The organism is Akkermansia muciniphila, assembly GCF_018709685.1.
Taxonomy (GTDB): domain Bacteria; phylum Verrucomicrobiota; class Verrucomicrobiia; order Verrucomicrobiales; family Akkermansiaceae; genus Akkermansia; species Akkermansia muciniphila_E.
Genome location: NZ_JABDHQ010000004.1, coordinates 77,394 through 101,979, shown reverse-complemented (window position 1 = coordinate 101,979; position 24,586 = coordinate 77,394). Strand labels below are relative to the sequence as shown.

Here is a 24,586-nt window from a genome sequence, read left to right as displayed (position 1 = left end):
GACGGTCATTAAGGCATATAAAAGGACGGAGCGGCAGAGCCGCCCCGTCCGTGGTGAGGGAATCTTCCTCTTACGTTATTGCGCCTTTCCGGTGAACAGGGCCTTTACCCATTCACGGTAGCGCTGGAACATGGCGTACAGCGCCGGAATGAACAGGATGCCCACCAGCGTGGCGAGAATCATGCCGTAGAAGGTGGAGATGCCGATGGCCTTGCGGCTGGCCGCGCCCGCTCCGGAGGCAATGACCATGGGGAACACCCCGATGATGAAGGAAATGGCCGTCATCATCACGGCGCGGAAACGCTGCCGGGCCCCTTCCAGGGCCGCCTCCCGGATAGGCACGCCGCGCTCCCGCTCCATCTTGGAGAACTCCACCATCAGGATGGCGTTCTTCCCGGCCAGGCCCACCAGCATCACCAGCCCCAGCTGGGCGTAAATGCTCAGGGGCGTGTTGCAGATGATAAGGCCGAGCAGGGCGCCCAGCAGGGCCACGGAGACGGAGACGATGACGGAGATGGGCACCGTCCAGCTCTCATACTGCGCCACCAGGAACAGGTAGCCGAAGAGCAGGGCCATGCCCATCAGCAGGACGATCTTGCCGTCATTCTGGCGTTCCTGGTAGCTCATGTCCGTCCAGGTGATGGAATAATTCTCCGGCAGCGGGAGGGCCTCAATCTGGTTCATCAGCTCGCCGCTGCTGACGCCGGGCCTGGCCTGGGCGGTCACTTCCGCGGACATGAGCTGGTTGAAGCGGGATATCTGCCGCGGTCCGACCATGTAGGACAGGGTGGCTACGGAACTGATCGGCACCATCTGGCCCTGGTCGTTCTGGATGTAGGTGTTCATGATGTCGTTGATGCTGGTGCGGTCTTCCGCCGCGGACTGCATCTTCACCTTGAATGTGTAGCCGATCAGGTTGAAATCATTAATGTACATGGAGGCCAGCTTGCTCTGAAGCGTCGTGAAAATGCGGTTCACGGGCACGTGCATGCTCTGCGCTTTTTCACGGTCAATGTTCAGGAAAAGCTGGGGCGTGTTCGCCTCATACGCGCTGCGGGCGAACATGGTGCCGGGGAGCTTGTTGATCTTGTCCAGCAGGTCGTTCGTCACGCGTTCCAGGTCCTTGGGCGTTTCCTCCCCGCTGGCCTGGAGCATGAAGGAGACGCCGCCCGTCAGGCCCAGTCCCATGATGGCGGGAGGGCTGAACACGGTGGCCTTGGCCGCCGGAATCTCGTCACACAGGATGGAGGCCTTCTGCATGATGGAATCCAGGGAAAGCTCTGGAGTCTTGCGTTTGTCCCAGGGGTCAAGCTGGGCGATGCACATGCCCAGGTTTTCCCCGTTGCCGCCCATGAAGCTGAACCCGGAAGTGGAGGAAACCTGGCGCACGCCGGGAATGCTCATGAGCTTCTGTTCCGCGCTGCGCATGGCCTGTTCCGTGCGGCCCAGCGTGGCGCCCGGCGCCAGCTGGATGTCGCAGAAGACGGTGCCCTTGTCTTCCGGGGGGAGGAAGGACTTGGGAACGGTCTCAAACAGCTTCCAGTTGCCGACCAGGACGGCGGCCAGCAGAATCAGCGTGAGCCAGGCGCGGCGCACCATGATGCCGGCGCATTTGATGTAGCTCTTGCGCGCCCATTCCAGCGTGGCGTTGAAGGGGCGGAAGGGGCTGAACCTGCTCTGCTTCTTCTTTTTCTTCTTCAGCAGCAGCACGCACAGGGCGGGGCTGAGCGTCAGGGAATTGATGGCGGAAAGGCACAGGGCCACGCACATGGTCACGGAGAACTGCATGTAAATGTTCCCCACCATGCCGCCGAAGAAGGCGATGGGCACGTAAATGGCCACCGTCACCAGCGTGGTGGCGATGATGGCCCCCGTGATCTGGTGCATGCTCTTCTTGGTGGCTTCCTCCGGAGACAGGTCCTCCGTCTCCAGAATGCGCATGGTATTCTCCACCACGATGATGCCGTCGTCCACCAGGGAGCCGATCACCAGAATCAGGCCGAACATGGTCAGCACGTTGATGGAAAAGCCCAGCGGCAGCAGGATGGCGAAGGTGCCGATCAGGGAGACGGGAATGGCGAGCGCCGGAATAAGGGTGGCGCGCCAGTCCTGGAGGAACACGTACGTGATGCCCACCACCAGGATCAGGGCGATGATGAGCGTTTCCACGATTTCCGCCATGGTGGCGGAGATGTACTGCGTGGGGTCGTAGCTGACGACGTAGCTCACGCCGTCCGGGAAGCGTTCCTGCAACTTCACCAAGGTATCCTTCACGCCGTTCATGGCTTCCAGCGCATTGGCGTCGTCCAGGCGGTATACGGCCATGTTCACGGAATCCTCCCCGTTGTTGCGGCTGCTGCCCGTGTAGGTTTCCGCTCCCAGCTCAATGCGGGCGATGTCGTCCAGCCGGGTGACGTGGCCGTCCTGCCCGGTGCGGACGATGATCTTGCTGAACTCCTCCACGGTTTGAAGCCGCCCGGTGACGTTCACCTTGTACTGGATGAAATTGTTTTCCCCTTCCGAGCCGATGGACCCGGCGGCGGCCTGCACGTTCTGCGCCTTGATGGCGTTGGACACGTCCTCCGGCGTAATGTTCAGGGCGGACATGCGCAGGGCGTCCAGCCAGATACGCATGCTGTAATTCTTTTCCGGCATCAGGTTGACGGCGGAGATGCCCGGCACGCGGGCGATCTCATCCTTCACCCTGGACTTGACGAAGTTGTTCAGCTCCAGGGAGCTCATGCTGGTGGACCGGAAGGCGAAGAACCCCAGAATGTCCGAGGAGCGCTTCCGTATCTTGATGCCCTGGTCCGTTACCTCCTTGGGCAGCTTGTACTCCACCCGCTTCAAGGCGTTCTGGACGTTCACCATGTTGATGTCCGAGTCCGTGCCGCTCTTGAACGTCAGGGAAAGGGAATAACCGCCGGTGTTGTCAGACTTGGAGGAGAAATAAAGCAGGTTCTCCAGCCCGTTGAGTTCTTCCTCAATGGGGGAGGCCAGCGTCTCCATCACCACCTGGGCGCTCGCACCCGTGTAGGTGGCCTGCACGTTGATGCTGGTGGGGGCGATTTCCGGATACTCCGCAATGGGCAGCTGCTTCAGGCAGATGCCGCCCGCCAGAATCATCAGGATGGCGATGACGATGGCGAATTTGGGGCGTTTGATAAACAGGTCCGCAATCATGGAAGAATCAGTTTTGAGCGGAATACACCGGATTCACCTTGGCGCCGGGGCGCACCTTGTGCATGCCGTCGATGATGATGACTTCCCCCTCCTTCACGCCGGAGCTGAAGCACTGTTCATTATTGACCGTGTTGCCCAGCGTGACGTCGCGGCGTTCCACTACGCCCTGGTCATTCACCACGTAAACGTAGCTCTTGTAGGCGTCGTGCATCACGGAGGAAATGTTGGCCGCCGGGAAGCGGTCCACATTCTTCTTGGAAAGATTCACCGTGACCACGCCGCCGGGCGTCAGCACGTCTTCCGGATTGGGGAACTTGGCCCAGACGTTCAGGGTGTCCGTAGTCGGCTGGACGGTATTGTCCGTCATGAAAACGGTGCCCGGCTGGTCGTACGCCTTGCCGTTGGCAAGGTTGACGGAGACGAGGGCCTCCTTCTTCATCTTCTCCTGGGTGCCGAACAGGGAAAGGAAATCGCGTTCGCTGATGGGGAACTTCACGTACACCTCGTCAATGCCCGTGATGGTCACCAGGGAACCGGAGGTGGGCGTGATGTAGTTGCCCGTGGAAAAAGTGACGCGGCCCGTGCGGCCCGTGATGGGAGCCGTGAGCTTGGTGTAATTAAGGTCGTCCTTCGCTACCGTGATGGCGGCGTCTGCGGACTGGATCTCCGCTTCCAGGGCGTGCATGGTGCTCTTGGCGTTTTCCACCGTATCCATGGAAACGGACTTGGAGGCCAGCAGCTTGTTATAGCGTTCAAAGCTGTTCCTGGCGTAAAGCAGCTTGGCTTCCAGCTGGGCCTTCTTGGCTACCGCCTCCTCCACGGCCGCCTTGTAGCGTGTGTCTTCTATCTCGAAAAGCAGGTCTCCCTTCTTCACCACCTTGCCTTCCCGGAAACGGGTGGCGACGATGTTGCCGGAAACGCGGGGTTGTACGGTCACCCGGTCAATGGACTCCACCTGGCCGATGTACTTTTTGTTCACCGCGCTGTCGATGGCGGTCGCTTTCTCGACAAGTACGGTGCTCGGCTTGGCAACTTTTCCCGGAGCGCCCTGGGAGTAACCCGGCGTCAGGAGGGAGAAAAGCAGGCCGGAGGCGGCCAGCAGGCGGAGGGGAACCTTCCGTTCATGCGTGTATTTTTTCATATGGCGTTATTGATGGTAAACGTGATTGTAAAGGGTATTCAGCGTGCGGCAGAAATTTTCCCTGTCCTCTTCCGTCAGGATGCTGAACAGGGACTCCAGCCGTTTCTTCATGCCGTTGCGGAGCTGGTGGAACTTGGATTCTCCTTCCTCGGAAAGGCGGATGCACAGGGAGCGCCTATCCCGCGGATTCTCCTTGCGGTCAAACAGGCCTTTCTTCACCATGCTGTCCACCAGCAGGGAGGTGGAAGGGACGCTCATGCGGAGATGGTGGGCCAGCGTTTTCAGGGGAATGCCTTCATGGCGGTCCGTCATCAGCCGGTTCAGGGCTCCCAGGGCTTCCATCTGGCGGACGGAAAGCCCCATGATCTTCTGGTAGTGGTTCTGGTCCACTTCATTCAAATTATCCCTTTTGAACTGATAGAGAATGGTTTCAAATTTATGAACGGAAGTGGTGATATCCACGGCAGGTTGAAGCATGCGGCTGTTATGTCAAAACTTGTTAACTGTTGTCAAACTAAAACAAATAATGTTGAGGGTTTGTTACTGTTTTTTAATAATCGGGAAAATGAAAGCTCCTATTCCATTACCATACAAACCGCCGGCAGTTGCGAAAGTTGCAAAAAAAGTCTTTTTCTCTTGTCACTGGAGATAAAGGCATGTATAAGCATCCCCGTCCTCGCCGCAAGGCACAGACAGCATCCAAGGTCAGGGAGCGGTAGCTCAGTTCGGTTAGAGCGCCAGCCTGTCACGCTGGAGGTCGCGGGTTCGAGCCCCGTCCGCTTCGCCACCTTGTTCAAGAGAATAGCCGCCTCCGGGCGGCTTTTTTGTGCCCGGGGCTATCCCGTTCACCGGAATTTGTCCGTTCCTCCATTTTTTCCCAGAGCGCGTCCGTCTGGGAGTGAAGGCCTTCCCGATCTTCACATGAAAAACAATCCACGGCATGTAGAGGACATGTTTACTCTCTCATTACGGTCAGGAATTTGTAAGGGGCAAGGAGTCCTTGCTCCCGGCAGCACGGCCATCAGGAATCACGGGGAGGGGACAATACCCCGCGGTTTGAACAAAAGGCATCCAGATGGGAGCGGAGGTTTGATTTGTGCCTCTTTCAGATTCACTCACCCCGCGGGCTTCAAGCTTTGCTTTCCGTCCAACCGGGCGTGCCCGGTTTCCCGGTCTTCGCGTGAAATGCTCCTTTCTTTTCCTTTCGGAAAAATCACTCCTTCCCGCGGAGCAGGGGACCATGCTTGATTTCACAAGTCCCTTCCTGCATGATGCCCGCATGATTTTGGAACTGCACTCCCCGCTGGACATGCACCTTCACCTGAGGGACGGCGACATGCTGAAACTGGTCGCCCCCCTGAGTTCCGCCTCCTTTGCCGGGGCGGTCATCATGCCCAACCTGGTTCCCCCCGTGGCGGACGCGGATGCGGTGCAGGCCTACCGCCGGCGTGTGGTAGACGCGTGCGGAGGCGACGCCTTCCAGCCGTACATGACGGCCTTCTTCCGCTCCTACACGGAAGGGGAGCTGGCCCGGCTCAGGGAACTGGTCTTCGGCATCAAGCTGTACCCGGCGGGAGCCACCACGAACAGTGATGGAGGCGTGAAGGCCATGAAGGATGCGGAAGCCACCATGTCCATCATGCAGGAAATGGGCATTCCGCTGCTGGTGCACGGTGAAAGCCACGGATTCGTGATGGACCGGGAAGCCGAATTCCTGGACGTTTACCGGGACCTAGCCGCGCGCTTCCCCAGGCTGACCATCTGCATGGAGCACATCACCACCGCGTCCGCCGTGCAGTTGCTGGATGAATTTGAAAACCTGACGGCCACGGTAACCCTCCAGCACCTGCTCATCACGCTGGACGATGTGGCCGGGGGCATGCTCCGCCCCCATCTCTTCTGCAAGCCCATCGCCAAAAGGCCGGAAGACCGGGAAGCCCTGCTGAAAGCGGCTCTCTCCGGGCACCCGCGCCTCATGTTCGGCAGTGACTCCGCCCCCCATCCCATCCATGCCAAGGAAGCGTGCGGCTGCGCCGCCGGCGTGTTCACCGCCCCCATTGCTTTGCCGCAACTGGCGGCCCTCTTTGAAAAGCATGATGCCCTGGACAAGCTTCAGGGGTTCGTTTCCGGCCATGCCTGCGCCGTGTACGGACTGACGCCGCCCGCCAAAACGGTGCGCCTGCAACGGAAGGAAATGCTGGTGCCGGACGCCTATGAAGGGCACGGCCAGAAAGTGGTGCCGATGGATGCCGGAGACGTCATTCCCTGGAGCCTGATGTAACGGGCTCTTCCGGCGGAAGATGACAGAACGCATTTTCAGGAAACCGTCTTTATACTGGATATTCCGGACGATCCGGCTACAATCCCTGCTCATGGATCGGATTCGCGTTTATACGGGTGGAGTAGCTTCCTGTAATGGTTATCTCTTCAAGACGAAGGATAACACTTACGTGGCGGTGGACGCTCCGTCCGGCTTCGCGGACTGGATATACTCCAAGAAACCCGATATCATCATTACGGATCTGCTCATCACCCACCAGCACTTTGACCATGTGGAGGACGCCTGCCGCATGCGCCAGATCTTCGGCTGCCGCATTCATGCCGGACAGCCTTACAGTGAAGACCTGACGCTGGAAAAAATGGCGCGGGACGCATGGGGGCTTCCCCTCAACGTTCAGCCGTTTGTGGTGGATGAAGTGCTTACGCAGAACATTCACACGGCGGACTGGGGCGGCCTGCTGTGGCATCTGCACCAGGTGCCGGGGCATTCTCCGGACAGCATCGTTTACGACCTCCCGGATGAAGGAATCATGTTCGCGGGGGACGTCATCTTTGCCGGTTCCATCGGGCGCACGGACCTTCCGGGCGGAAACCTGCGGCTGCTGAAGCAGGGCATTGAAACAAAAGTGCTCAACCAGCCCGCCACCACCAGGATTTTCCCGGGGCACGGCCCGTACACCACCGTGAAGAATGAACTGCTGACCAATCCGTTCATCTCCTGACCACGGCTTCTGCGCCCGTTGCGCGGTGGCCGTGCTTTATTTTTAGCAAGCATACAAGATCAATGTTATTTTCAGAATTAGGTTTATCGGAACCCGTCTTGAAGGCGGTGGAGAAATGCGGTTATGAACATCCCACCCCCATTCAGGAGCAGGCCATCCCCATCATTCTGGAAGGCCGGGACCTCATTGGGGCCTCCCAGACGGGAACGGGAAAAACCGCAGCCTTTGCGCTCCCCCTGCTGACCAAGCTGAAGCCCATGGGCCAGCCCCAGATTCTGGTGCTGGAACCTACCCGCGAACTGGCGGACCAGGTGGCGGAAGCCTTTGCCGAATACGGTGAATACACCGGCCTGAAAGTGGCCCTGCTGTACGGCGGCGTGGGCTACGGCAAGCAGACGGAAGACCTGAAAAACGGGGCGGACATTGTGGTGGCTACCCCCGGGCGCCTGGTGGACCACTTCTACCGCGGCACCATGCGCTTCGGAGAAGTCAAGGCCCTGGTGCTGGATGAAGTGGACCGCATGCTGGACATGGGCTTCCTCCCCATTGTCCGTAAAATCATCAACCTCTGCCCGTGGGAGGGCAGGCAGACCCTCTTCTTCTCCGCCACCATGCCTCCGGTCATCGCCGGATTTGCCAAATGGTGCCTCACGGACCCGGCGGAAGTGGCCATCGCACGCCGGGAAGTGGCCGCCACCATCAACCACGCCATTTATCCGGTGGCCCTGGACCAGCGGGACGAACTGCTGCTGGGCCTTCTCAAGGGAACGGACTTCCATTCCGTCATGATCTTCACCCGCACCCGCAAGGAAGCGGACTCCGTATGCGGCATGCTGAAAACCAACGGCTACCGCGGGGAAGTGGCTGTCATGCACTCCGACATTCCCCAGAAGGAACGCATGGAAGCCCTCAAAGGCTTCAAGGGCGGCAAATATGACATTCTGGTGGCTACGGATGTGGCGGCGCGCGGCATTGACATCAGCGGCGTGACCCATGTCATCAACTACCGTGTTCCGGAAAATGCGGAAGACTACGTGCACCGCATCGGCCGTACCGGCCGCGCCGAAGCCACGGGGGACGCCTTCACCATCATGACGGCGGATGAAGTGGACTTCGCCACGGCTGTGGAAAACTTCATCGGGAAGCCCATTGAACGCAAAAAGCTGGACGGCTTCGACTACACGTACACCGCCCTTCTGGAAGACGAGCCCGTCAAATCCGTCCGCAAAGTCAAGCACGCGAGCCCCAAACGCCGCAGACGCTAAAGGGAGGGCGGACAAGGTCCTCTCTGCGGGAACGACAATCATCCCATGCGCATCCTTGCCATAGACCCGGCCATCCGCAACACGGGTTATGCCGTGGTGGAGGGCGACCATCGCCGGGCATGCGCGCTGGACTACGGCACGCTCTCCATTCCCCGCAGCGTGTCGCAATCAGGTTGCCTGCTCGCCATCAAACAGCATCTGGGCAACCTCATTGACAAATGGGAGCCGGATGAAATGGCGGTGGAACGCATCATCTACGTCCAGTCCCACCAGACGGCCATCACCATGGGAGCGGCCAAGGCGGCCGTGGTCATTGCCGCGGCGGAAGCCGGACTGCGCATCATGGAATACTCCCCTAAAAGCGTGAAACTCTCCGTCGTAGGGAGGGGGGCCGCTCAAAAAGCACAGGTCGCCTTCATGGTGCGGGCTTTGCTGGAACTCCGGGAAACGCCGGAATCCGATGCTGCGGATGCCCTGGCAATCGGCCTAACCCACCTCTACTCTGCGGACCCCTTGAAGGCCCACATGATTGAGAGAAAATACATTTAGCAGTGATGAGTGATTAGATTTCAATTCGCGGACCGCAAGTCCGAATTTTTTCACTAAACTCTCATCTCTACTCTCTCATCACTGATTCAACCCCTCAGGGCTTGAACGTCCTCCCTTTCCCGTCCTGCCACGCCTTAAGCAGGGAAGCGTACATCTTGTTGAGCTGTTCCAGGGAAGACACGCGGAACTCGACGGTATTCGTATTCGGGTAAGCTTTCGCGACGGTGGTATCCGGATCAATGCTTCCTCCCGTCGCCCTGTTGACGGCGCCGGAACCGAGCTCCTTCGCCCGGTCAGTCACATTCTTGATGGCATTGATTCCGGAATTCTGTCCCAGCGTCTCCAGGTAATAAAACTTGGTGGGCGTATTCCCCAAGGTAATCAACGTCACTTCATACACCATGCAAGCGTTGTCCAGAATATACTTGTGCTGGGCCACCGCTACAATCCGGCTGAGATGCACCACAAACTGCCCCTCCGGAAAGTTGCCGATCCAGAACTGGCTCTGGTTGTAATCATCCGTAGATTGAGTAGGAGCCCCCGTCTTGGACTGGGCAGAAAGGGGAGCAGTTGCGCAAACGCACAGTGCTAAAACGGGAAGGAAAAATCGCTTCATGACTCCTATTTAATATCAAGCATAACCCTATGTGAAGGAAAATTCGTGGGGATACTCGGGATCAGGCGGATTTGTCTCTATCACACAATCTTGAAAGTAGTAATTCTTTTTAGCAATTTCTTTCTTTCTTTTTCGTGAACTCTCAAGTAATATTAATTTATGGACCTTTTATTTTAAATTATGCTTTTATAATATGTTAACATGGGAATTGGCAATACGGCATGCTCTTCAAGTATTAGGAGGACATGCTTATTTAAAAGATATTTACCAAATGATTAATGATTTGGGTGAAAGAGAATGCAAGGAATCGAGTATTAGAAGGACGTTAGAACAATATTCAAGTGATTCTGAAGCATATATAAAAACTAACCCTGATTATTTTTATAGTGTTGATGGAATTGGGTCAGGACATTGGGGATTGAGAAACTTCGTTTATTCAAAAGATTCTATTGATTTAACCCAAAATGATGCTGATTTTTCAGAGGGGAAACCTAAATTAGTTCAGCATGTTATTCGAGAACGTAATCAGATTCTTGTAAACAAGGCTAAACTTTTTTTTAAACAGAAACATGGTCGTCTTTTTTGTGAAATCTGTGGTTTCGATTTTGAAAAAATGTATGGGAATTTGGGTAAAAATTTTATAGAAGCACATCATATTAAACCTGTATCTGAATTACAGGAAGGAGATACAACGAAAATTGAAGATATTGTGATGTTATGTTCAAACTGTCATAGTATGGTGCATAAGAAAAGGCCGTGGCTTAAAAAAGAAGATTTTACATCAATTATTCGATTGCAATAATTTAAAATTCTATTTATTTCCTTCTTTTTCCAGATGCTAACCGAGTTAGATTTTTATTATAAAATCGATCAAGTTTCATTAAGATGAGAGGGAATATTATTCCGTTCTTACAAAGCGGAATTTTTGGTCCTGAAGTAGAAAATATTGTTGATTGAGACAAATGGAAAGCTGATTCCTCCGTAAAGGAAACTATTATGGAAAAAGCTAATTGGATTTTAAAAAAAAGAGAATGTCATTATGTTAACGTACCCTTTTTTCAAAATTAGGATTAAACAATATAGAAAGAACATTCTTTAATGAATTTTTTGAGTAAAATTATCTCACAATAGTCAAAGTGATGTGCTTAAAAAGCAATAGTAGAATAGAGGTAACGATTGGAGTATATTTTAATAAAGCTACAATCATGATTAGCTAACGCCAAAATGGGGATGAGCTTGTTTCATGTTGTATTGAAACATACGCTGAAGAAACAGCTTTTCCCGAGTGCCGGGAAAAGCGGTTTCATTAGAATAACAATGGAAGGTCAGGGTTCTATGATGTTGAAGTTCCCATTGAACTTGTCCATGCATCCGATCAGCTCTTGGAACTTGTCCGCATTGCCTTCGATCTTGATCATGCCTTTGTCCAGAGCGTCCTTCAAGGGCACGGCCTGCATGGCAACGAGGGTGAAGTTGAGCTTGTCTCCGGTGATTACTGCGTCAGGATGCTCCATCGGTTTTCCTTCGCGGTACATCAATACTTCGTCTTCAATCCAGAAGCCGTATGGTTTTCCGTTTTGATCTATCCAGTTAAACGCCAGCTTCTTCCCTTTGGATTTCTCGCTGTTCATGCTGATGCCCATGTAGTCAAACAGCATTTCCGGCGTCAGGTTGGACAGAATGTCCGTCGATACCAGGTCCAGGGGATTTTTAAGCAGTCCATTTCTCAGTTCGTAGGCTCCCACGAGAAATTCATTGCGCCAGGGCCCCGATTCAGCCTGGTAGCCAAGCTGTTCAAGAGCGTCCGCCGCCAGATTTCTTGCTTTGCTGTTTTGTGGATCGGCAAAAACCACGTGCTTTAACACCTCGGCCGTCCAGCGGTAGTCTCCCTTGTCAAAGGCCTTTTGGGCGTTGTCTATCATCTTGTCGGCTCCTCCAGCCAGTTCCACATAGCGCCTGGCCGCTTCCACGGGCGGCAGGGCATACAGGTTTGCCGGGTTGCCGTCATACCAGCCCATGTACCGTTGATAAATGGCTTTGGCATTGTGGTTCAGCGTGCCGTAATAGCCCCGGAAGTACCATTGCTTGTCTATTTCCGGCGGCAGCTTGATCATTTCCGCAATTTCCACAGGCGTGTATCCTTTGTTAATCAGGTTCAACGTCTGGTCGTGCATGTATTTGTAGCCGTTGCGTTCCTTCGCCAGGAACTGGTTGATGTTTTCTTTTCCCCATCTGGGCCAGTGGTGCTGCGCAAACAAAACCTCCGTTTTGTCTCCGTAACGCTGAATGGCTTCATCAAGCGCCTTCCACCAGTTGCTTGCGTCCCGCACCTTGGCTCCTCTCAGAGTGTAAAGGTTATGCATGGTATGGGTAGCGTCCTCTGCGCTGCAAAGCGCCTTGAATTGAGGGAGGTACATCAGCATTTCAGAGGGAGCTTCCGTCCCGGGAGCCATCATGAATTCCATTTCCACTCCGTCTATGGTGCGTGTTTCACCTGTTTTGGTGATGGTATCAGTGGGCGGAATGACTGTAACGGTTCCGCTGGAGCTGGCGGTTCCCAGGCCGGAGCCTACGGTACCCTCCGGCCCTTTATTAAAGGGCGCCGCATACATGTACGTAGAGCGCCTCCCCATGGCGTTGCCCGCATAAACGTTTTCGGAAACGGCTTCTTTCAGGAATCCTTCCGGCGCCAGTATCTGCGTTTTACCGGATTTGACGTCCTGCTCGGAGGCCACTCCCTTGACTCCTCCAAAGTGATCCACATGGGAGTGCGAATATACCACTGCCTTGACCGGGCGTTTTCCTGCCTTCGGCTGCTCCACTTCCTGATAGTAGAGGTCAAGTCCCGCTTTTGCGGTTTCTTTTGAAATGAGGGGATCAATGATAATGAGGCCTTCCTTCCCTTCAATAATAGTCATGTTCGAAAGATCGAACCCGCGAATCTGATATACGCCGTCCATGACCTTGAACAGCCCGCTTTTGGCATTTAGCTGGGAGACGCGCCATAAACTCGGGTTCACCGTGTCAGGGGCCGGTTTATCCTTGGTAAAGTCAAAGGAAGAGATGTCAAAGACCGTCCTCCCTTCCTTGTTTTTAATTTCCGGATCCTTGAGGGTTGCTATAAATCCCTTTTCCGCATTCTGAAAGTCCTGTTGGTCATGTTCATCCAGGCCATGAGTGCGGAGAAAGTTCTTGTTGTATTCAATAGTGTGGCTTGTCGCCTTTTTGGGCTCCTCTGCGCCATGGGCGCCCGGACCTCCCCATACAAGCATTGCCAGCAATATGGACGGAAAATAATTCATTGTTGTTTTCATGATCGGATTTTGTTAACGGGACGTGAAAAGTAAAAAAGCGGCGAGTCAGCCGATTCACACTTTGTGAGAGCAATAGACTTGATGCCAAAGAGCAGTGTTCGGAAAATGGCAGTATGTTACTATTTGACTACCAGAGTTTTCCGGGTGGATAACAGGAAATGCCACCATTCACGGGGCAGTTTTTGTTTTATCCTCCTGACGGGTCGGGATTTACACCCGGAGCCATTCGGAGGAGAGAATAAAGTGTCTGCATTCGTGGCTTTTTACATCCCTGCATGCAAATTGATGGAGGAACATGGCTGGAAATGCCGGGGAAGTTGTGCTAGGTAAGAAGCCATGGAAAGATTGTATCGTCCCAATGTGGCGGGGTTGATGGTCCGGAAGGACGGAAAACTGCTGGTTTGTGAACGGTCCAGGCAGAAAGGGGCCTGGCAGTTTCCGCAGGGGGGAATTGATCCGGGGGAAACTGCCTTGGAGGCCGTAAAGCGGGAAGTACGGGAGGAGGTGGGGTTTCTGCCGTCCCAGTATGATATTGCAGAGTCCCGGGGAGGGTATCGTTACGATTATCCGCCGGAGGTGCTGGATTACGTTCGGGAGAAGCGGCAGCAGCCTTTTGTGGGACAGGAACAGGAGTATTTCCTGTGCCGGATGCATGCGGACACTCCGGAGCCCAGCCTGGACCACCGCGAATTTTGCGCTTACAGGTGGATAGCTCCCGCCGAGTTCAAGCTGGAGTGGCTGCCGGAGTTCAAGAAGGAGGTGTACGCCAGGGTGCTGGCGGATTTCTTCAATGTCCGGGCACAGGATAGGTGAAGTGGCTCAACAGGTCGTGCGCGGCGGAGACGGGGTCCATCTTGTCTCCCGCCACCATGTTTTCCAGCACGGGCATGCGTGACGCCACGGCAGGATGTTGTTCAAAGGCGGTGAGCAGGGCCTCATGCACCAGGGCCTGAACCCATGAGAGGGACTGGTTCCGGCGGCGGTTGTACCAGAATCCGGATTCCTTCATGCTGTCCCGGAAGCGGAAGAGCGTTTCTTCAATGGTATCCAGTCCACGCCCTTCCAGGGAGGAGCAGGTGAGGACGGAGGGCGTCCAGCCGGGGGTGGGGCTTTGCAGGTAGTGGAGCACCATTTTCAGTTCCTGGCAGTGGGCGGCTGCCCGCTGGCGGTTGTCGCCGTCATCCTTGGTGACCACCAGGATGTCCGCCAGCTCCATAATGCCGCGCTTGATGCCTTGCAGGTCGTCTCCGGCCCCGGTGATGAGCAGGAGCATGAAGATGTCCACCATGGAGCGCACCGTGGTTTCCGACTGGCCGACGCCGACGGTTTCAATGAGGATGATGTCAAAGCCCGCGGCCTCGCACGCGATCATGGTTTCACGCGTCTTCCGGGCTACGCCGCCCAGGGAGCCGCCGGAGGGGGAAGGGCGGATGAAGGCGTTTTCCTCCCCGGAGAGTTCCTCCATGCGGGTTTTGTCCCCCATGATGGAGCCACGGGAGACGGAAGAGGACGGGTCAATGGCCAGCACGGCCACCTTGAAGCCTTTTTTGCACAGGTAGGTGCCGAAGGCTTCAATGAAGGAGGATTTGCCCGCGCCCGGAACGCCCGTGATGCCGATGCGGACGGCTTTGCCGGAGTGGGGCAGCAGTTTGGAGATGAGCTGCCGGGACGCTTCCTGGTCCCGGGCGGCATTGCTTTCTATCAGGGTGATGGCCCTCCCCAGCAGGGCGCGGTTTCCGGCCAGGACTCCCTGGGCCAGTTCTTCTACGGAGGGGCGGTGCGGACGTATAAATTTAGTGCTGCTCATGAATAGAGAATGCGGATTATTTGAAAGGGGGTTCGTTTTCCTTCGTGCGCTCCATGTCGTAGTTGAAGCGTTTGAGGATGAACTGGCGGTGGTCCTCCAGCTTGCGCTGGAAGTTTTCCCAGGACCGCACGTTCATCGGTGACCAGCCCGCTTCCGCAATGGCGCAGGCGCGCGGGTAGGTGCGGTAAAGCAGGTGGTTCAGGGTGGGGAGCTGCTCCGCCCACATGGTGGCCTGAACGCCGATGACGTGGTCCACTTCCTTTTCCGGCCTGCCGTAGGCGGGGTCAAGCTTGTAGCTTTGTTCCAGCGTGGTGGTGGGCATCCAGCCCCGGTTGTCCTGGCCGGGAATCTGCGGATAGTCCAGGTAGCAGTGCTCCCCGGCGGCGATGATGAGGGGAAGGCCCTGCTTTTTCGTTTCCGTAATGGTGGAGGGGGTCAGGCCCATGCGCCAGGTGAAGACGGTGTCTCCCTTGCGGTAGATGTTGGCCTGCGCCCACGGCTTTTCATACCATAGCTGCACGCGTTTGCCCCTGGCGGCCAGCATGGAGGCCATTTTCGCTTCAAATTCCTTCAGTTCCTCGTGGACGTCCTTCATTCCCTTCTGCTGGCGGTATTTGACGCTGAGGGGGCATTTTTCCCAGGTTTTTTCGAGAGGGGCTTCATCGCCGCCCAGGTGGACGATGGGGGAGGGGAAGATGTCCTTGAGCTCGTCAAAGACGGCGGCGTAGAATTTCCAGATTTCCGGTTTATGGGGGCACACCAGGTACAGGGTAACCCCTCCCGTGGTGCGGACCTTGGTGTCCGGGTCCGGGAAGCAGAAGAATTCCGGATACGCGGCGGCCAGCGCCTGGTTGTGTCCCGGCATGTCTATTTCGGGAATCACTTCAATGCCGCGCGCCGCGCAGTACGCCACCAGATCTTTCAGCTCCTGCTTGGTGTACATCCCTTCGTGGGGAGTGCCGTTGCCGAAGCTTTCCGCCCGCTTGGAGGAGATACTTTTCAGTTTGGGGTAGCCGGGCACGGGCAGGCGCCAGCCCTGGTCATCCGTCAGGTGGAGCTGGAGCTTGTTGAATTTGTAGTAAGCCATCAGGTCCACGAATTTCTTCAGGTCCTTGATGGGAATGAAGTGGCGGGCCGGGTCCACCATCAGGCCGCGCCACGGGTAGCGGGGCTTGTCCCTGATGACGCCGCAGGGGATGCCCTCCGGGTGTGCGGCAAGCTGGTCCCGGAGCTGCTGGAGCGTGACGAGTCCGTAAATCCGGCCCTCCCTGCCGCCGGAAGAGAGGTGCGCGCCCTGCGGGGTGACGGTGAGCTGGTAGGCGTCCCTGCCCAGGGAGGGGGCGGCTTTGTCGGAAAGGATCTTGAGCGTCTTGGCCGTTCCCTGGGCGAGGTCGGTTCCGGCGGGTTCCGGAATCACGCTGTAAGCCGCCTGCCGGGCGGCTGCCAGGTGTACGGAGAGCGCCGCGCAGGCCAGAATGTTGAGCAGTTTAAGCATCGGGGGCGTCTTTTTCGAAAAATAGCTTATCATGGCAAGGTTCATGTGGTAAGGAAAAATAGCGGAATTACTTTTTGTTTTCCCAGGGGAAGGAAGGTTCGTTTTCCTTCGTGCGCTCCAGATCGTAGTTGAAGCGTTTGAGGACAAAGACGCCGTGGTCCTTCACCTTCCGCTGGAAGTTTTCCCAGGAGCGGGCCTCCATCGGCGACCAGCCCGCTTCCGCAAGGGCCATCGCGCGCGGGTAAGTGCGGTAAAGGATGTGGTTCAGGCTGGGGAGGTGTTCCCCCCATATCGCCCCGTGCACGCCCTGGATGTGGTCCGCTTCCCGTCCGGTTTTGCCGAAGGCGGGGTCAAGTTCATAGCTTTTTTCCAGCGTGGTTGTCCTCATCCAGCCCCAGTTGTACTGGCCCTGCAACTGCGGGAAGTCCAGGTAGCAGTATTCATTGGAGGCCATGACCAGCTTCAGCCCGGCCTGTTTCGTCTTTTCCACGGCGTTGCGCGCCTGGTCCGCCCTCCATGCATACACCGTTTCCCCGGGGTGGTAGATGCCGGCGTTGCCTTCATACCAGAATTGCGGCGTCTGTCCGTTTTTGGCGAGAAGGGAGGTCATTTTGGCAAAGAAGGCCTTCATTTGTTCCTGCTCGTCCTTCAGGCCTGCCTTGGCGCGGGCTTCCCGGCACAGGGGGCATTTTTTCCAGAGTTCCGTGGGGGCTTCGTCACCGCCCAGATGAACGGTGTTGGACGGGAAGATGTCCTTGACCTCCTTGAAGACGGCGGCATAGAATTTCCAGACTTCCGGCTTTTGCGGACAGACCAGCTCCTTGGTGTTGCCGGCGATGGTCCGCACTTTCATGTCTTTCTGGGGGAAGCAGAACAATTCAGGGTAGGCGGCGTGCAGGGCCTGGTTGTGTCCCGGCACGTCTATTTCAGGAAAGACTTCAATGCCCCGCGCCGCGCAGTACGCAACCAGGTCTTTCAGCTCCTGCTTGGTGTACATCCCTTCGTGGGGCGTGCCGTCTCCAAAGCTTTCCGCCCGCTTGGAGGCAATGCTCTGCAACTTGGGGTAGCCGGGAACGGGCAGCCGCCAGCCCTGGTTGTCTGTCAGGTGCACGTGCAGCTTGTTGAATTTATAGTAGGCCATCAGGTCCACGAATTTCTTCAGGTCCTTCATGGGGATGAAGTGGCGGGCCGGGTCCACCATCAGGCCGCGCCACGGGTAGCGGGGCTTGTCCCTGATGATGCCGCAGGGGATGCCCTCCGGGTGTGCGGCAAGCTGGTCCCGGAGCTGCTGGAGCGTGACGAGTCCGTAAATCCGGCCCTCCCTGCCGCCGGAAGAGAGGTGCGCGCCCTGCGGGGTGACGGTGAGCTGGTAGGCGTCCCTGCCCAGGGAGGGGGCGGCTTTGTCGGAAAGGAGCTTGAGCGTCTTGGCCGTTCCCTGGGTGAGGTCGGTTCTGGCGGGTTCCGGGATGATGCTGTATTTGTCCGCAGCCGCCGCAAGGGAGGGAGCCAGAAGTATTCCGGCCAATAGGGAAAAGAGCCTTGTCATGGTTTAATATAACGCCATTACGGGTGAAAATCTGTCAAGAAATATCGCCTCTTTCCGTTCATGCCGGGCCGCATTTCCGGTTTTCCGGGAATTACCGATGAAAAGAACGCGGTTTTAACGTCCCGGAATGAATGATTTTTTTCCCGTGCGGCCGCATGGTTTAAAAACCATGAGTAAAGTTAATATCATCAATGGAGTTCTTCTGGCATCCCGGAATGAATTGACCGGGCACACCGGGAATGCAACGGAGCATATTACACAGGAAGAACGTGAACGATGGAATGCCGGGCCGGGGCGGGGCGGCCCGTCCGGGGAGCTGGAGGAAGGTAAAGTTCAAGCCGTCGTTGACAAAAGACTGTATGATGCAGGCGTCGTGATTAAACGCGTTTCTCCAGAGACTGTGGAAATTCCGGCTGAGGGCGGCAGGGTGGAATTTGCCATTGATACCAACATTCCCTTATCCGGCCGCAGGCTCGTGCGGGAAGGCTCTGATCCCGCAGGCGCCTGTATTCCTCCCCATGCCGCTCTGGTTGAAGAAAAGCCGGACCGCCTTGTTTTTTATGTGGAGTCCAATCCCTCCATTAAACGGATTGGGCTTAATTTTGAACTCTATGCCTGTGAGCCGGAAGCGGAGCAGTACTTCAGCCTGGGCAAAGTCACCTGGCATCAGCACGGGAAGGAGGCCAATGGCTCCATCACCCCGTCTGTGATCAACGTACCTGCGGAAGGCGGAGAGTGCGAGCTGGAGGTCAAGTGTGACCATGAGTGGCATCTATTAACGGGCGCCATGCCGGGATTTACGGTTACTCCCGCCAGCGGGCTGCCGGGTACTACTAAGGTGCATCTTGCCGCCTCCGGGACGGGGGAGGATTCCTTGCTGCGGCTCATCGTAACTGATGGACAGGATGCCATTTGCGCGTTTATTGCAACTATTGCCGGAGTCTGATACAAGCCCTCCAACCGTGCTCCCGCCAGGGGCAGGAGAAGAAAAAATCCCGCCTCCTTGGAGACGGGATTTTTATTAAAATGGTAGCCCTATGAGGACTCGAACCCCAAAATACGGAACCAGAATCCGCTGTGTTACCGATTACACTATAGGGCTATGTAACGGGCACCTTTCCGGTGCGGGCGAATTAAAGCGGAAGCGGCCATTCTTTGCAAGTTTTTTTTCACTCAAATGTGTGGTTGGGCGGAAAAAATAATGCGGAAGGAAAAGGATTCGTGCGCCTTTTCCACCGGGTCAGTCGGTCAGGGTCCGGAAGTAGGCTTCCACATGTTCCCTGGTGATCTGCTGGTGTTCCGCTTCGCCGTGCCTGCCCTGCGCCTGATGCCAGGGAGAGTCCGGCGCGGTGTTGATGCGGCTAAGCTGCTGGGCCGTGTATTTGCCGTACACGTTCCAGATGTGTTCCAGGAAGGGGATGACGTCCGTTTCCTCATCCAGGGGAGGCTGGCGGCGGCTGGGATGTTCAATGGCGGAGTAGGGCGGCTGGTCCCTGTATTCGTGATAAATGGAGGGGAGCACGGGGCCTGATGCCCATGCCTCCGCCCTTTCATTGATCAGGAAGCCGCCGTTCCGGTGCAGGTGCCACCAGTCCGCCAGAATCACCAGGTGGTTCAGTTTGACGGGCGTGAGCAGGCGTCCTTTTGCATTTGACTGCTGAATGAACCAGTTGCAGAGTTTTTGAGTGGTAGTGTGGTTTGCCATATTGAAATGGGTTGCCTTTAATTATAAAGGGGCGGGGGTATTTCACAATACTAAACGGATTTCATGTTCCGCGGTATGGAGAAGGACTGAACCGGAAGGGTGAAAAGACGGAAATTTCAGGTCTGTTGATTTGAAGCAAGGAAAAAGAAGAAATATTCTGTGTCATACAAAAAGAAGAGGCGTCCCCAATCTTCTTGTAAATGGAATGTAAAGTTGTTTGTTGAAAACAAAGAGTGTTTTGGAACTCTAACAAAATAAAGAATAATTAAAATTTTTAAGAATGTGCTTCCTTTTTAAATTCCGGGAGGAGCTTTTAAAATACATTTTGAATACCTGTGTTTTTTGTGATTTGAATTATTCAAACCTCAAGCTCGTTCTGCCATGCATCTGCATTATTTATATCATTCCAGCCTGTTGGGGGCGGCTTGCCTCCTTACTCCCGCCTATGGCGGCCTGATGTCTGACTCCTTTGATGTTCAGACCTACCGCGATTTTGCGGAAAACCGGGGCATCTTTGGCATTAATGCCAAGGACATAGCCATCTATGACAAGGAGGGCAATTATGTGGGTACCATCCCCAAAATGATGAATTTTGACGGGTTGGCGGATGCCCATGCCGGGGAAGCCGCCCTGGTGGGCGGTCCCGGCTTCATTGCCACCGTATCGCATGATTACAATAACCAGACCATCACATTCACCAAGCGCTTCGGCGCTACGCAGGGGACGCCGTTTTATGACGCCTACCGCAGCGTAGTGATCAAGAACGCCTGGGGAAACCAGACGAATTACACGTATGATTACCGCGTGCAGCGTCTGAGCAAGATCGTGACGGAGGCGGAATACGCCCCCTACCTAACGGACCCGGAATACCTGGATAATATGCAGGGGCGGCTGGTGCTGCGGGCCGGGTCCGGAACCCAGGCTATTGCCACGGGCAACGGCAAACAGGACACGGTCAGCGGAGGCTATTCCTATTTGACCGGGGGGACCCTGGTTTTTGAGGGCCAGGCCAGCGTTCCGGGAACGGGAGAGCCGGACCCGGAGAATGCCAAGACTTACCCGGCATACCGGTTCTGGTACAATTTCAAGAAGCCTTCGGAATCCAATCCGTTGCCTATCGGCGTCCTGGCCGGGGACAGCGGAAGCCCCAGCTATGTATTCAATGAGAACTCCGGCAAATGGGAATGGGTGGGGGCCGGCCAATCCCAGGGTGGCAGCGGTTACGGAGAGTTCAGCCAGATGCGTTCGGGCAACCAGTGGGCCAGCGATTACGTGGACAGCTTCAACCGCACCATCAGCGTTGCGGCGAGCGGGGACGTGCTCTGGAACGTGACGGACGCAGACGGAAACGGAACGTTCGTGCAGGGAGGCGTGACTATGGATTACATCGGTTTGGCATCCGGAGTGCGGGGGGATACCTCCACACAGGGAACGCGGGCCACGGACGCGCAGATAGGCGCGTGTTCCAACCTGATTTTTGACGGCTCCGGCGGCACGATCGTGCTCCAGGGGTCCGTGGATACCGGAGCGGGTTCCCTGACGTTCAACCGTGATTACGTGCTGAGCGACGGGGGCGATTCTTCCCGGCGCCTGAATACGGCGGGTTTTGTGGTCAATAAGGGAGCCACGGTCACCACGCTGCTGACCGGAACCTCCGGGGACGAGTGGAGGAAGATCGGGGAGGGAACCCTGGTGGTCAGCGGCCACGGGAACAACGCGGCGGACATCAACGTGGGGGGAAGCGGCCTGGTGGTTCTGGACCGTGACGGCTATGCCGCGCATAACGTAAAATTGAACGGCGGCGGAGTGACGGTGCGCCTGGCGGGAGAAAACCAGTTGTCCGGGGAGTTCATCTTCGGCCACCGGGGCGGCGTGGTGGACATGTACGGCCATGACTTGACGTTGAACGCCATCACCCACCTGGATTCCGGGGCCTTTTTTGCCAATTACCTTGGCGGTTCCAACGTAACGCTCACCTTTACCGGTTCCGGAGAACAGAAGTTCCTGGGGTCCCTGCTGGATGGAGGCTCCCTGAAGAACGGATTGCTGAATGTGGTGTATGCTCCCGGCGCGGGAGAGGGTTCCGTGTGGAACCTGTCCGGAGCCATCCTCAACTCCGGAACCTGGACGGTGCAGGGAGGGGAAGTGAAGGTGGCGGGAGTGCACACCCTGCACGCGGGCGGTTATGTGGATGAGAACGACTGGCAGACGGCCAGCTTTGCCACCGGAACAGTGAAGGTGAACAGCGGGGCCCGGTTTACTACCGGCGGACATTCCCTGGTAGTTTCCGCCGTGCAGGTGGATGACGGGGGCACGTATGGCGTGCTGGCCGGGGGGAGCCACAGCGGGGACGTCGTGTTGTCCGGCCCGGCATCCATGCTGCGTGCTGAAGTGGATTCCGGTTCCGCAACGGAATCCGGCGTGATTTCAGGCGCCGGTTCCCTCGTGAAAACCGGGGAAGGAACCCTGCTTTTGAAAAACGGAAAGAACAGTTTTTCCGGAACTGCCAGGGTAGAAGGCGGGATGGTGCGCGCTTCTTCCGCCGGAGCCCTCGGGCAGGCCGTCTGGACGCTGGATGCCGCCGGAGCCATGTCCGTGGAGGGCACCGGTTTTTCCGCTATTGCCGGAAAGCTGGACCAGGCGTCCTCCGGCACGTTCGTTCTGCTGGAAGACCATGCGTCAATTTCCGGGCTGGACGGGTTCAGGAACTTGTCCATCGGCGCGCTGGGAGAGGTGAATTTGGGAACGCACGGAACCACGGAACTTTTATCCGGCTGGACCGCGGACGGCGGCTGGGCCCTGGGAGGCGGCGGCGGAGCGCTGACGGTCAATTTGAAACTCAGCGGTTCCGGCACCTTGTCCATCGGCAACGGTTCCAATACGGGTACCGTGGTGCTCGCCAACGCGCATAACAGTGATTCGGAAGGGGGAGCCGCCTTCTCCGGAGCCATTGAGCTGAATGAGGGAGTCCATCTCATTTATACGGACGTGCGCTCCCTCGGCCTGGAAAACAAGAATGTGCTTGTCAAATACGGAGCCTCGTTTGCCCTTGGTGTGGAAGCGGATGCCGCCCTGGCACACGTGTCCAACGCTTCCGGCGGCGTGCTGCTGCTGTCCGGCGACCGTACGGCGGATTTGGATATGGCGGGCATGGGGCTAAATTCCGCTTATATCGGCGCGGACGGGCAGGCTGTCCTGTCCGGCTCCGTAACGGCCGGAACGCAGGGATACCTGTTCGGCGGTGGTGGAACGCTGACCGTTGCCTCTTCCCTGGGCGGGGCTCATGCCCTGACGGTGGATACGCAGGGAATGGGAACGTCCGGCGGCGTCATCCTGGCCGCGGACAATACCTATTCCGGTGAAACGCGCATCCTGTCCGGAGCTTCCCTGACGGTTGGCAACGGGGGGACAGCCGGCACCCTGGGAGCGGGAGCCGTTGCCAATGACGGTGCGCTGGCGTTCAACAGGACGGACAAAGTGACGGCGGGGAATGCCATTTCCGGAACGGGGTCGCTGATTCAGAAAGGCTCCGGGGAACTGGTGCTGACGGGGAACAACTCCTATACGGGCACTACTACGATTGCCGCGGGAACGCTCACTGTGGGCAACGGCGGGACCAGCGGTTCCCTGGGAACCGGGGCCGTGGTCAACAACGGCGTCCTTGCCTTCAACCGCTCGGACGCCGTGGCCTTTAATACGACCATGTCCGGAACGGGCTCCCTGGTGAAGAACGGCTCCGGCACGCTCACCATCCAGAAGATGCTTTCCTATACGGGAGGAACCACCGTGAATGAAGGCATGCTTGTGCTGGGCTACGGCGGAGCCAACGGAATGATCCGCGGTGACCTTGCCATCCGGGAGGGAGCGCAGGTGACGCTGAAAGGCGGCGACAGCTTCGGTTACTCCGGAGGAAACGCTTCCGTGAAAAACGTGAACATCACTGGAGGCACCCTGTACTTTGGAGATAATGGCAACCAGACGTTCCAGAATACGGTGTTCAACCTGACGGGCGCTGTAGTGGATGGCGTCACGGGAGGCCGCATGGATATCTGGACGAAGGCTGTGGTTAACGTGAAGGCCGCGAACAAGGCCTCGGAAATCAGGCACGTCAACGTGCAGTTGCGGGACGCCAACCCGACGGTGTTCATGGTGGAACGCGGCACCGGGGCAACGGACCTGAACGTATCCTCCAACATCGTCAACTCCTCCGGGGTGAAGGGTTCCTTCATCAAGAAAGGGGCTGGAATCATGGTGCTTTCCGGCAGAAATACCTATTCCGGAGGGACCACGGTCAACTGGGGGACGCTGGTAGCGGCTTCCAACCAGGCTCTGGGAACTGGCGCGGCGGCCGTCAACTCCGGCGCGCGCCTGGCGCTTGGGGGCATGGGAACGGACCTGGCTTCCGTTTCTCTTGGAAATGATATTCTGGTGAAGAGCGGCGGCATCCTTTCCGGTTCCGCCACCCTGTCCGGGAACACTACCCTGAATGCCGGGTCCGTACTGGAGTTCACCCTGTCCATGGGCGGTTCCGCGGGTAATGAACTGGCGTACAACAGCCTGATGCTCCAGTCCGGAGTCTTCCAGATTGACGCGGGGGCCAAGCTGAAGCTGGCGGCGGTGTCCCTGGATTATTCCACGGACTTCTGGGGGACCTCCCATATCCTGAACCTGATAGAAGGCGGCGCAAACTCCAGCCTGGCGGGAACGTTCACGCTGGATCTGTCCGGCGCCGGGAATTACGGCTCCTATGGTTCATGGACCCTCCAGAGCGATGAGGATTCCAAGACCGTGAACATGGTCTGGACGCCCAATGCCGAGGCCGCGGTGGTCCATACGGAAACCGCCGCACTACTGGCGGTTCCGTCTCCTGAGCCGGTTCCGGAACCCTCCTCCGCACTGCTGGTGCTGGCGGGCCTGGGAACATGTATTTTCCGCCGCCGTGTGCGGCGTGCCTGATGAAGAG

Annotated in this window: 17 protein-coding genes and 2 tRNA genes; 9 read left to right on the top strand and 10 right to left on the bottom strand. The window is 56.8% G+C overall.

The window, feature by feature from the left end; genetic code table 11:
• Positions 1-75: 75 nt before the first annotated feature.
• The 3 genes from HHJ06_RS04070 to HHJ06_RS04060 are packed head-to-tail and all read right to left on the bottom strand — an operon-like array spanning position 76 to position 4,801.
• Positions 76-3,183 (bottom strand): efflux RND transporter permease subunit, encoded by a 3,108-nt coding sequence (locus HHJ06_RS04070; protein ID WP_215427832.1) that lies wholly within the window; start codon positions 3,181-3,183, stop codon positions 76-78.
• A 7-nt stretch (positions 3,184-3,190) separates the two neighbouring features.
• Entirely contained in the window at positions 3,191-4,324 is a 1,134-nt protein-coding gene (locus HHJ06_RS04065) for an efflux RND transporter periplasmic adaptor subunit (RefSeq protein ID WP_215427830.1), read from the bottom strand.
• Positions 4,325-4,330: 6 nt separating this feature from the next.
• Positions 4,331-4,801 (bottom strand): MarR family winged helix-turn-helix transcriptional regulator, encoded by a 471-nt coding sequence (locus HHJ06_RS04060; RefSeq protein WP_215427828.1) that lies wholly within the window; start codon positions 4,799-4,801, stop codon positions 4,331-4,333.
• Between the two features lie 232 nt (positions 4,802-5,033).
• Between HHJ06_RS04060 and HHJ06_RS04055 the strand changes: the two genes are divergently transcribed.
• The 5 genes from HHJ06_RS04055 to ruvC all read left to right on the top strand — a co-directional run bounded on the left by HHJ06_RS04055 (position 5,034) and on the right by ruvC (position 9,140).
• Positions 5,034-5,111 (top strand) — tRNA-Asp (locus HHJ06_RS04055).
• Between the two features lie 492 nt (positions 5,112-5,603).
• Positions 5,604-6,605 (top strand): dihydroorotase, encoded by a 1,002-nt coding sequence (gene pyrC, locus HHJ06_RS04050; protein ID WP_215428011.1) that lies wholly within the window; start codon positions 5,604-5,606, stop codon positions 6,603-6,605.
• 91 nt (positions 6,606-6,696) lie between these two features.
• Positions 6,697-7,326 carry an MBL fold metallo-hydrolase gene (locus tag HHJ06_RS04045; RefSeq protein WP_180972535.1) on the top strand — a complete coding sequence of 210 codons (630 nt, stop codon included), beginning with the start codon at positions 6,697-6,699 and terminating at the stop codon, positions 7,324-7,326.
• Between the two features lie 62 nt (positions 7,327-7,388).
• The gene (locus HHJ06_RS04040) at positions 7,389-8,591 is read left to right on the top strand and encodes a DEAD/DEAH box helicase (RefSeq protein ID WP_215427826.1); all 1,203 of its coding nucleotides are present in this window, start codon (positions 7,389-7,391) and stop codon (positions 8,589-8,591) included.
• 45 nt (positions 8,592-8,636) lie between these two features.
• A complete protein-coding gene (ruvC, locus tag HHJ06_RS04035; protein WP_215427824.1) occupies positions 8,637-9,140 on the top strand; it encodes a crossover junction endodeoxyribonuclease RuvC in 504 nt (167 codons plus the stop codon).
• Between the two features lie 94 nt (positions 9,141-9,234).
• On the opposite strand, the gene HHJ06_RS04030 is transcribed toward ruvC, so the two are convergent.
• The gene (locus tag HHJ06_RS04030) at positions 9,235-9,756 is read right to left on the bottom strand and encodes a hypothetical protein (RefSeq protein WP_215427822.1); all 522 of its coding nucleotides are present in this window, start codon (positions 9,754-9,756) and stop codon (positions 9,235-9,237) included.
• Between the two features lie 193 nt (positions 9,757-9,949).
• Here HHJ06_RS04030 and HHJ06_RS04025 point away from each other — a divergent pair, with 193 nt between their 5' ends.
• A complete protein-coding gene (locus HHJ06_RS04025) occupies positions 9,950-10,558 on the top strand; it encodes an HNH endonuclease (protein WP_215427820.1) in 609 nt (202 codons plus the stop codon).
• A 523-nt stretch (positions 10,559-11,081) separates the two neighbouring features.
• Here HHJ06_RS04025 and HHJ06_RS04020 read toward each other — a convergent pair.
• Positions 11,082-13,028: an alkyl/aryl-sulfatase gene (locus HHJ06_RS04020; protein WP_343206595.1), complete on the bottom strand. Its 1,947-nt coding sequence runs from the start codon at positions 13,026-13,028 to the stop codon at positions 11,082-11,084.
• Between the two features lie 378 nt (positions 13,029-13,406).
• On the opposite strand from HHJ06_RS04020, the gene HHJ06_RS04015 reads away from it, so the two are divergent.
• A complete protein-coding gene (locus HHJ06_RS04015; protein WP_215427816.1) occupies positions 13,407-13,883 on the top strand; it encodes an NUDIX domain-containing protein in 477 nt (158 codons plus the stop codon).
• Here the strand turns inward: HHJ06_RS04015 and meaB are convergent.
• The 3 genes from meaB to HHJ06_RS04000 are packed head-to-tail and all read right to left on the bottom strand — an operon-like array spanning position 13,858 to position 17,918.
• Positions 13,858-14,877: a methylmalonyl Co-A mutase-associated GTPase MeaB gene (gene meaB / locus HHJ06_RS04010; RefSeq protein WP_215427814.1), complete on the bottom strand. Its 1,020-nt coding sequence runs from the start codon at positions 14,875-14,877 to the stop codon at positions 13,858-13,860. The genes HHJ06_RS04015 and meaB overlap by 26 nt on opposite strands.
• 16 nt (positions 14,878-14,893) lie before the next feature.
• Complete coding sequence (locus HHJ06_RS04005) at positions 14,894-16,417, bottom strand: beta-N-acetylhexosaminidase (protein ID WP_251841405.1); 1,524 nt, start codon at positions 16,415-16,417, stop codon at positions 14,894-14,896.
• 22 nt (positions 16,418-16,439) lie between these two features.
• Positions 16,440-17,918, bottom strand: a complete 1,479-nt coding sequence (locus HHJ06_RS04000) for a beta-N-acetylhexosaminidase (RefSeq protein ID WP_215427812.1) — start codon at positions 17,916-17,918, stop codon at positions 16,440-16,442.
• Between the two features lie 169 nt (positions 17,919-18,087).
• On the opposite strand from HHJ06_RS04000, the gene HHJ06_RS03995 reads away from it, so the two are divergent.
• The gene (locus tag HHJ06_RS03995; protein ID WP_215427810.1) at positions 18,088-18,864 is read left to right on the top strand and encodes a hypothetical protein; all 777 of its coding nucleotides are present in this window, start codon (positions 18,088-18,090) and stop codon (positions 18,862-18,864) included.
• 81 nt (positions 18,865-18,945) lie between these two features.
• Here the strand turns inward: HHJ06_RS03995 and HHJ06_RS03990 are convergent.
• Positions 18,946-19,020: transfer RNA gene (locus HHJ06_RS03990), tRNA-Gln, on the bottom strand.
• 138 nt (positions 19,021-19,158) lie between these two features.
• Positions 19,159-19,623 (bottom strand): Panacea domain-containing protein, encoded by a 465-nt coding sequence (locus HHJ06_RS03985; RefSeq protein WP_215427808.1) that lies wholly within the window; start codon positions 19,621-19,623, stop codon positions 19,159-19,161.
• A 456-nt stretch (positions 19,624-20,079) separates the two neighbouring features.
• Here HHJ06_RS03985 and HHJ06_RS03980 point away from each other — a divergent pair, with 456 nt between their 5' ends.
• Positions 20,080-24,579 carry a S6 family peptidase gene (locus HHJ06_RS03980; RefSeq protein ID WP_215427806.1) on the top strand — a complete coding sequence of 1,500 codons (4,500 nt, stop codon included), beginning with the start codon at positions 20,080-20,082 and terminating at the stop codon, positions 24,577-24,579.
• Positions 24,580-24,586 lie beyond the last annotated feature (7 nt).

Bases quoted from the DNA above. Each gene is read 5' to 3' on its own strand.
- HHJ06_RS04070 (WP_215427832.1), bottom strand. From the start codon at position 3,183: ATGATTGCGGACCTGTTTATCAAACGCCCCAAATTCGCCATCGTCATC.
- HHJ06_RS04065 (WP_215427830.1), bottom strand. From the start codon at position 4,324: ATGAAAAAATACACGCATGAACGGAAGGTTCCCCTCCGCCTGCTGGCC.
- HHJ06_RS04060 (WP_215427828.1), bottom strand. From the start codon at position 4,801: ATGCTTCAACCTGCCGTGGATATCACCACTTCCGTTCATAAATTTGAA.
- pyrC (WP_215428011.1), top strand. From the start codon at position 5,604: ATGATTTTGGAACTGCACTCCCCGCTGGACATGCACCTTCACCTGAGG.
- HHJ06_RS04045 (WP_180972535.1), top strand. From the start codon at position 6,697: ATGGATCGGATTCGCGTTTATACGGGTGGAGTAGCTTCCTGTAATGGT.
- HHJ06_RS04040 (WP_215427826.1), top strand. From the start codon at position 7,389: ATGTTATTTTCAGAATTAGGTTTATCGGAACCCGTCTTGAAGGCGGTG.
- ruvC (WP_215427824.1), top strand. From the start codon at position 8,637: ATGCGCATCCTTGCCATAGACCCGGCCATCCGCAACACGGGTTATGCC.
- HHJ06_RS04030 (WP_215427822.1), bottom strand. From the start codon at position 9,756: ATGAAGCGATTTTTCCTTCCCGTTTTAGCACTGTGCGTTTGCGCAACT.
- HHJ06_RS04025 (WP_215427820.1), top strand. From the start codon at position 9,950: ATGTTAACATGGGAATTGGCAATACGGCATGCTCTTCAAGTATTAGGA.
- HHJ06_RS04020 (WP_343206595.1), bottom strand. From the start codon at position 13,028: ATGCTTGTATGGGGAGGTCCGGGCGCCCATGGCGCAGAGGAGCCCAAA.
- HHJ06_RS04015 (WP_215427816.1), top strand. From the start codon at position 13,407: ATGGAAAGATTGTATCGTCCCAATGTGGCGGGGTTGATGGTCCGGAAG.
- meaB (WP_215427814.1), bottom strand. From the start codon at position 14,877: ATGAGCAGCACTAAATTTATACGTCCGCACCGCCCCTCCGTAGAAGAA.
- HHJ06_RS04005 (WP_251841405.1), bottom strand. From the start codon at position 16,417: ATGAACCTTGCCATGATAAGCTATTTTTCGAAAAAGACGCCCCCGATG.
- HHJ06_RS04000 (WP_215427812.1), bottom strand. From the start codon at position 17,918: ATGACAAGGCTCTTTTCCCTATTGGCCGGAATACTTCTGGCTCCCTCC.
- HHJ06_RS03995 (WP_215427810.1), top strand. From the start codon at position 18,088: ATGAGTAAAGTTAATATCATCAATGGAGTTCTTCTGGCATCCCGGAAT.
- HHJ06_RS03985 (WP_215427808.1), bottom strand. From the start codon at position 19,623: ATGGCAAACCACACTACCACTCAAAAACTCTGCAACTGGTTCATTCAG.
- HHJ06_RS03980 (WP_215427806.1), top strand. From the start codon at position 20,080: ATGTCTGACTCCTTTGATGTTCAGACCTACCGCGATTTTGCGGAAAAC.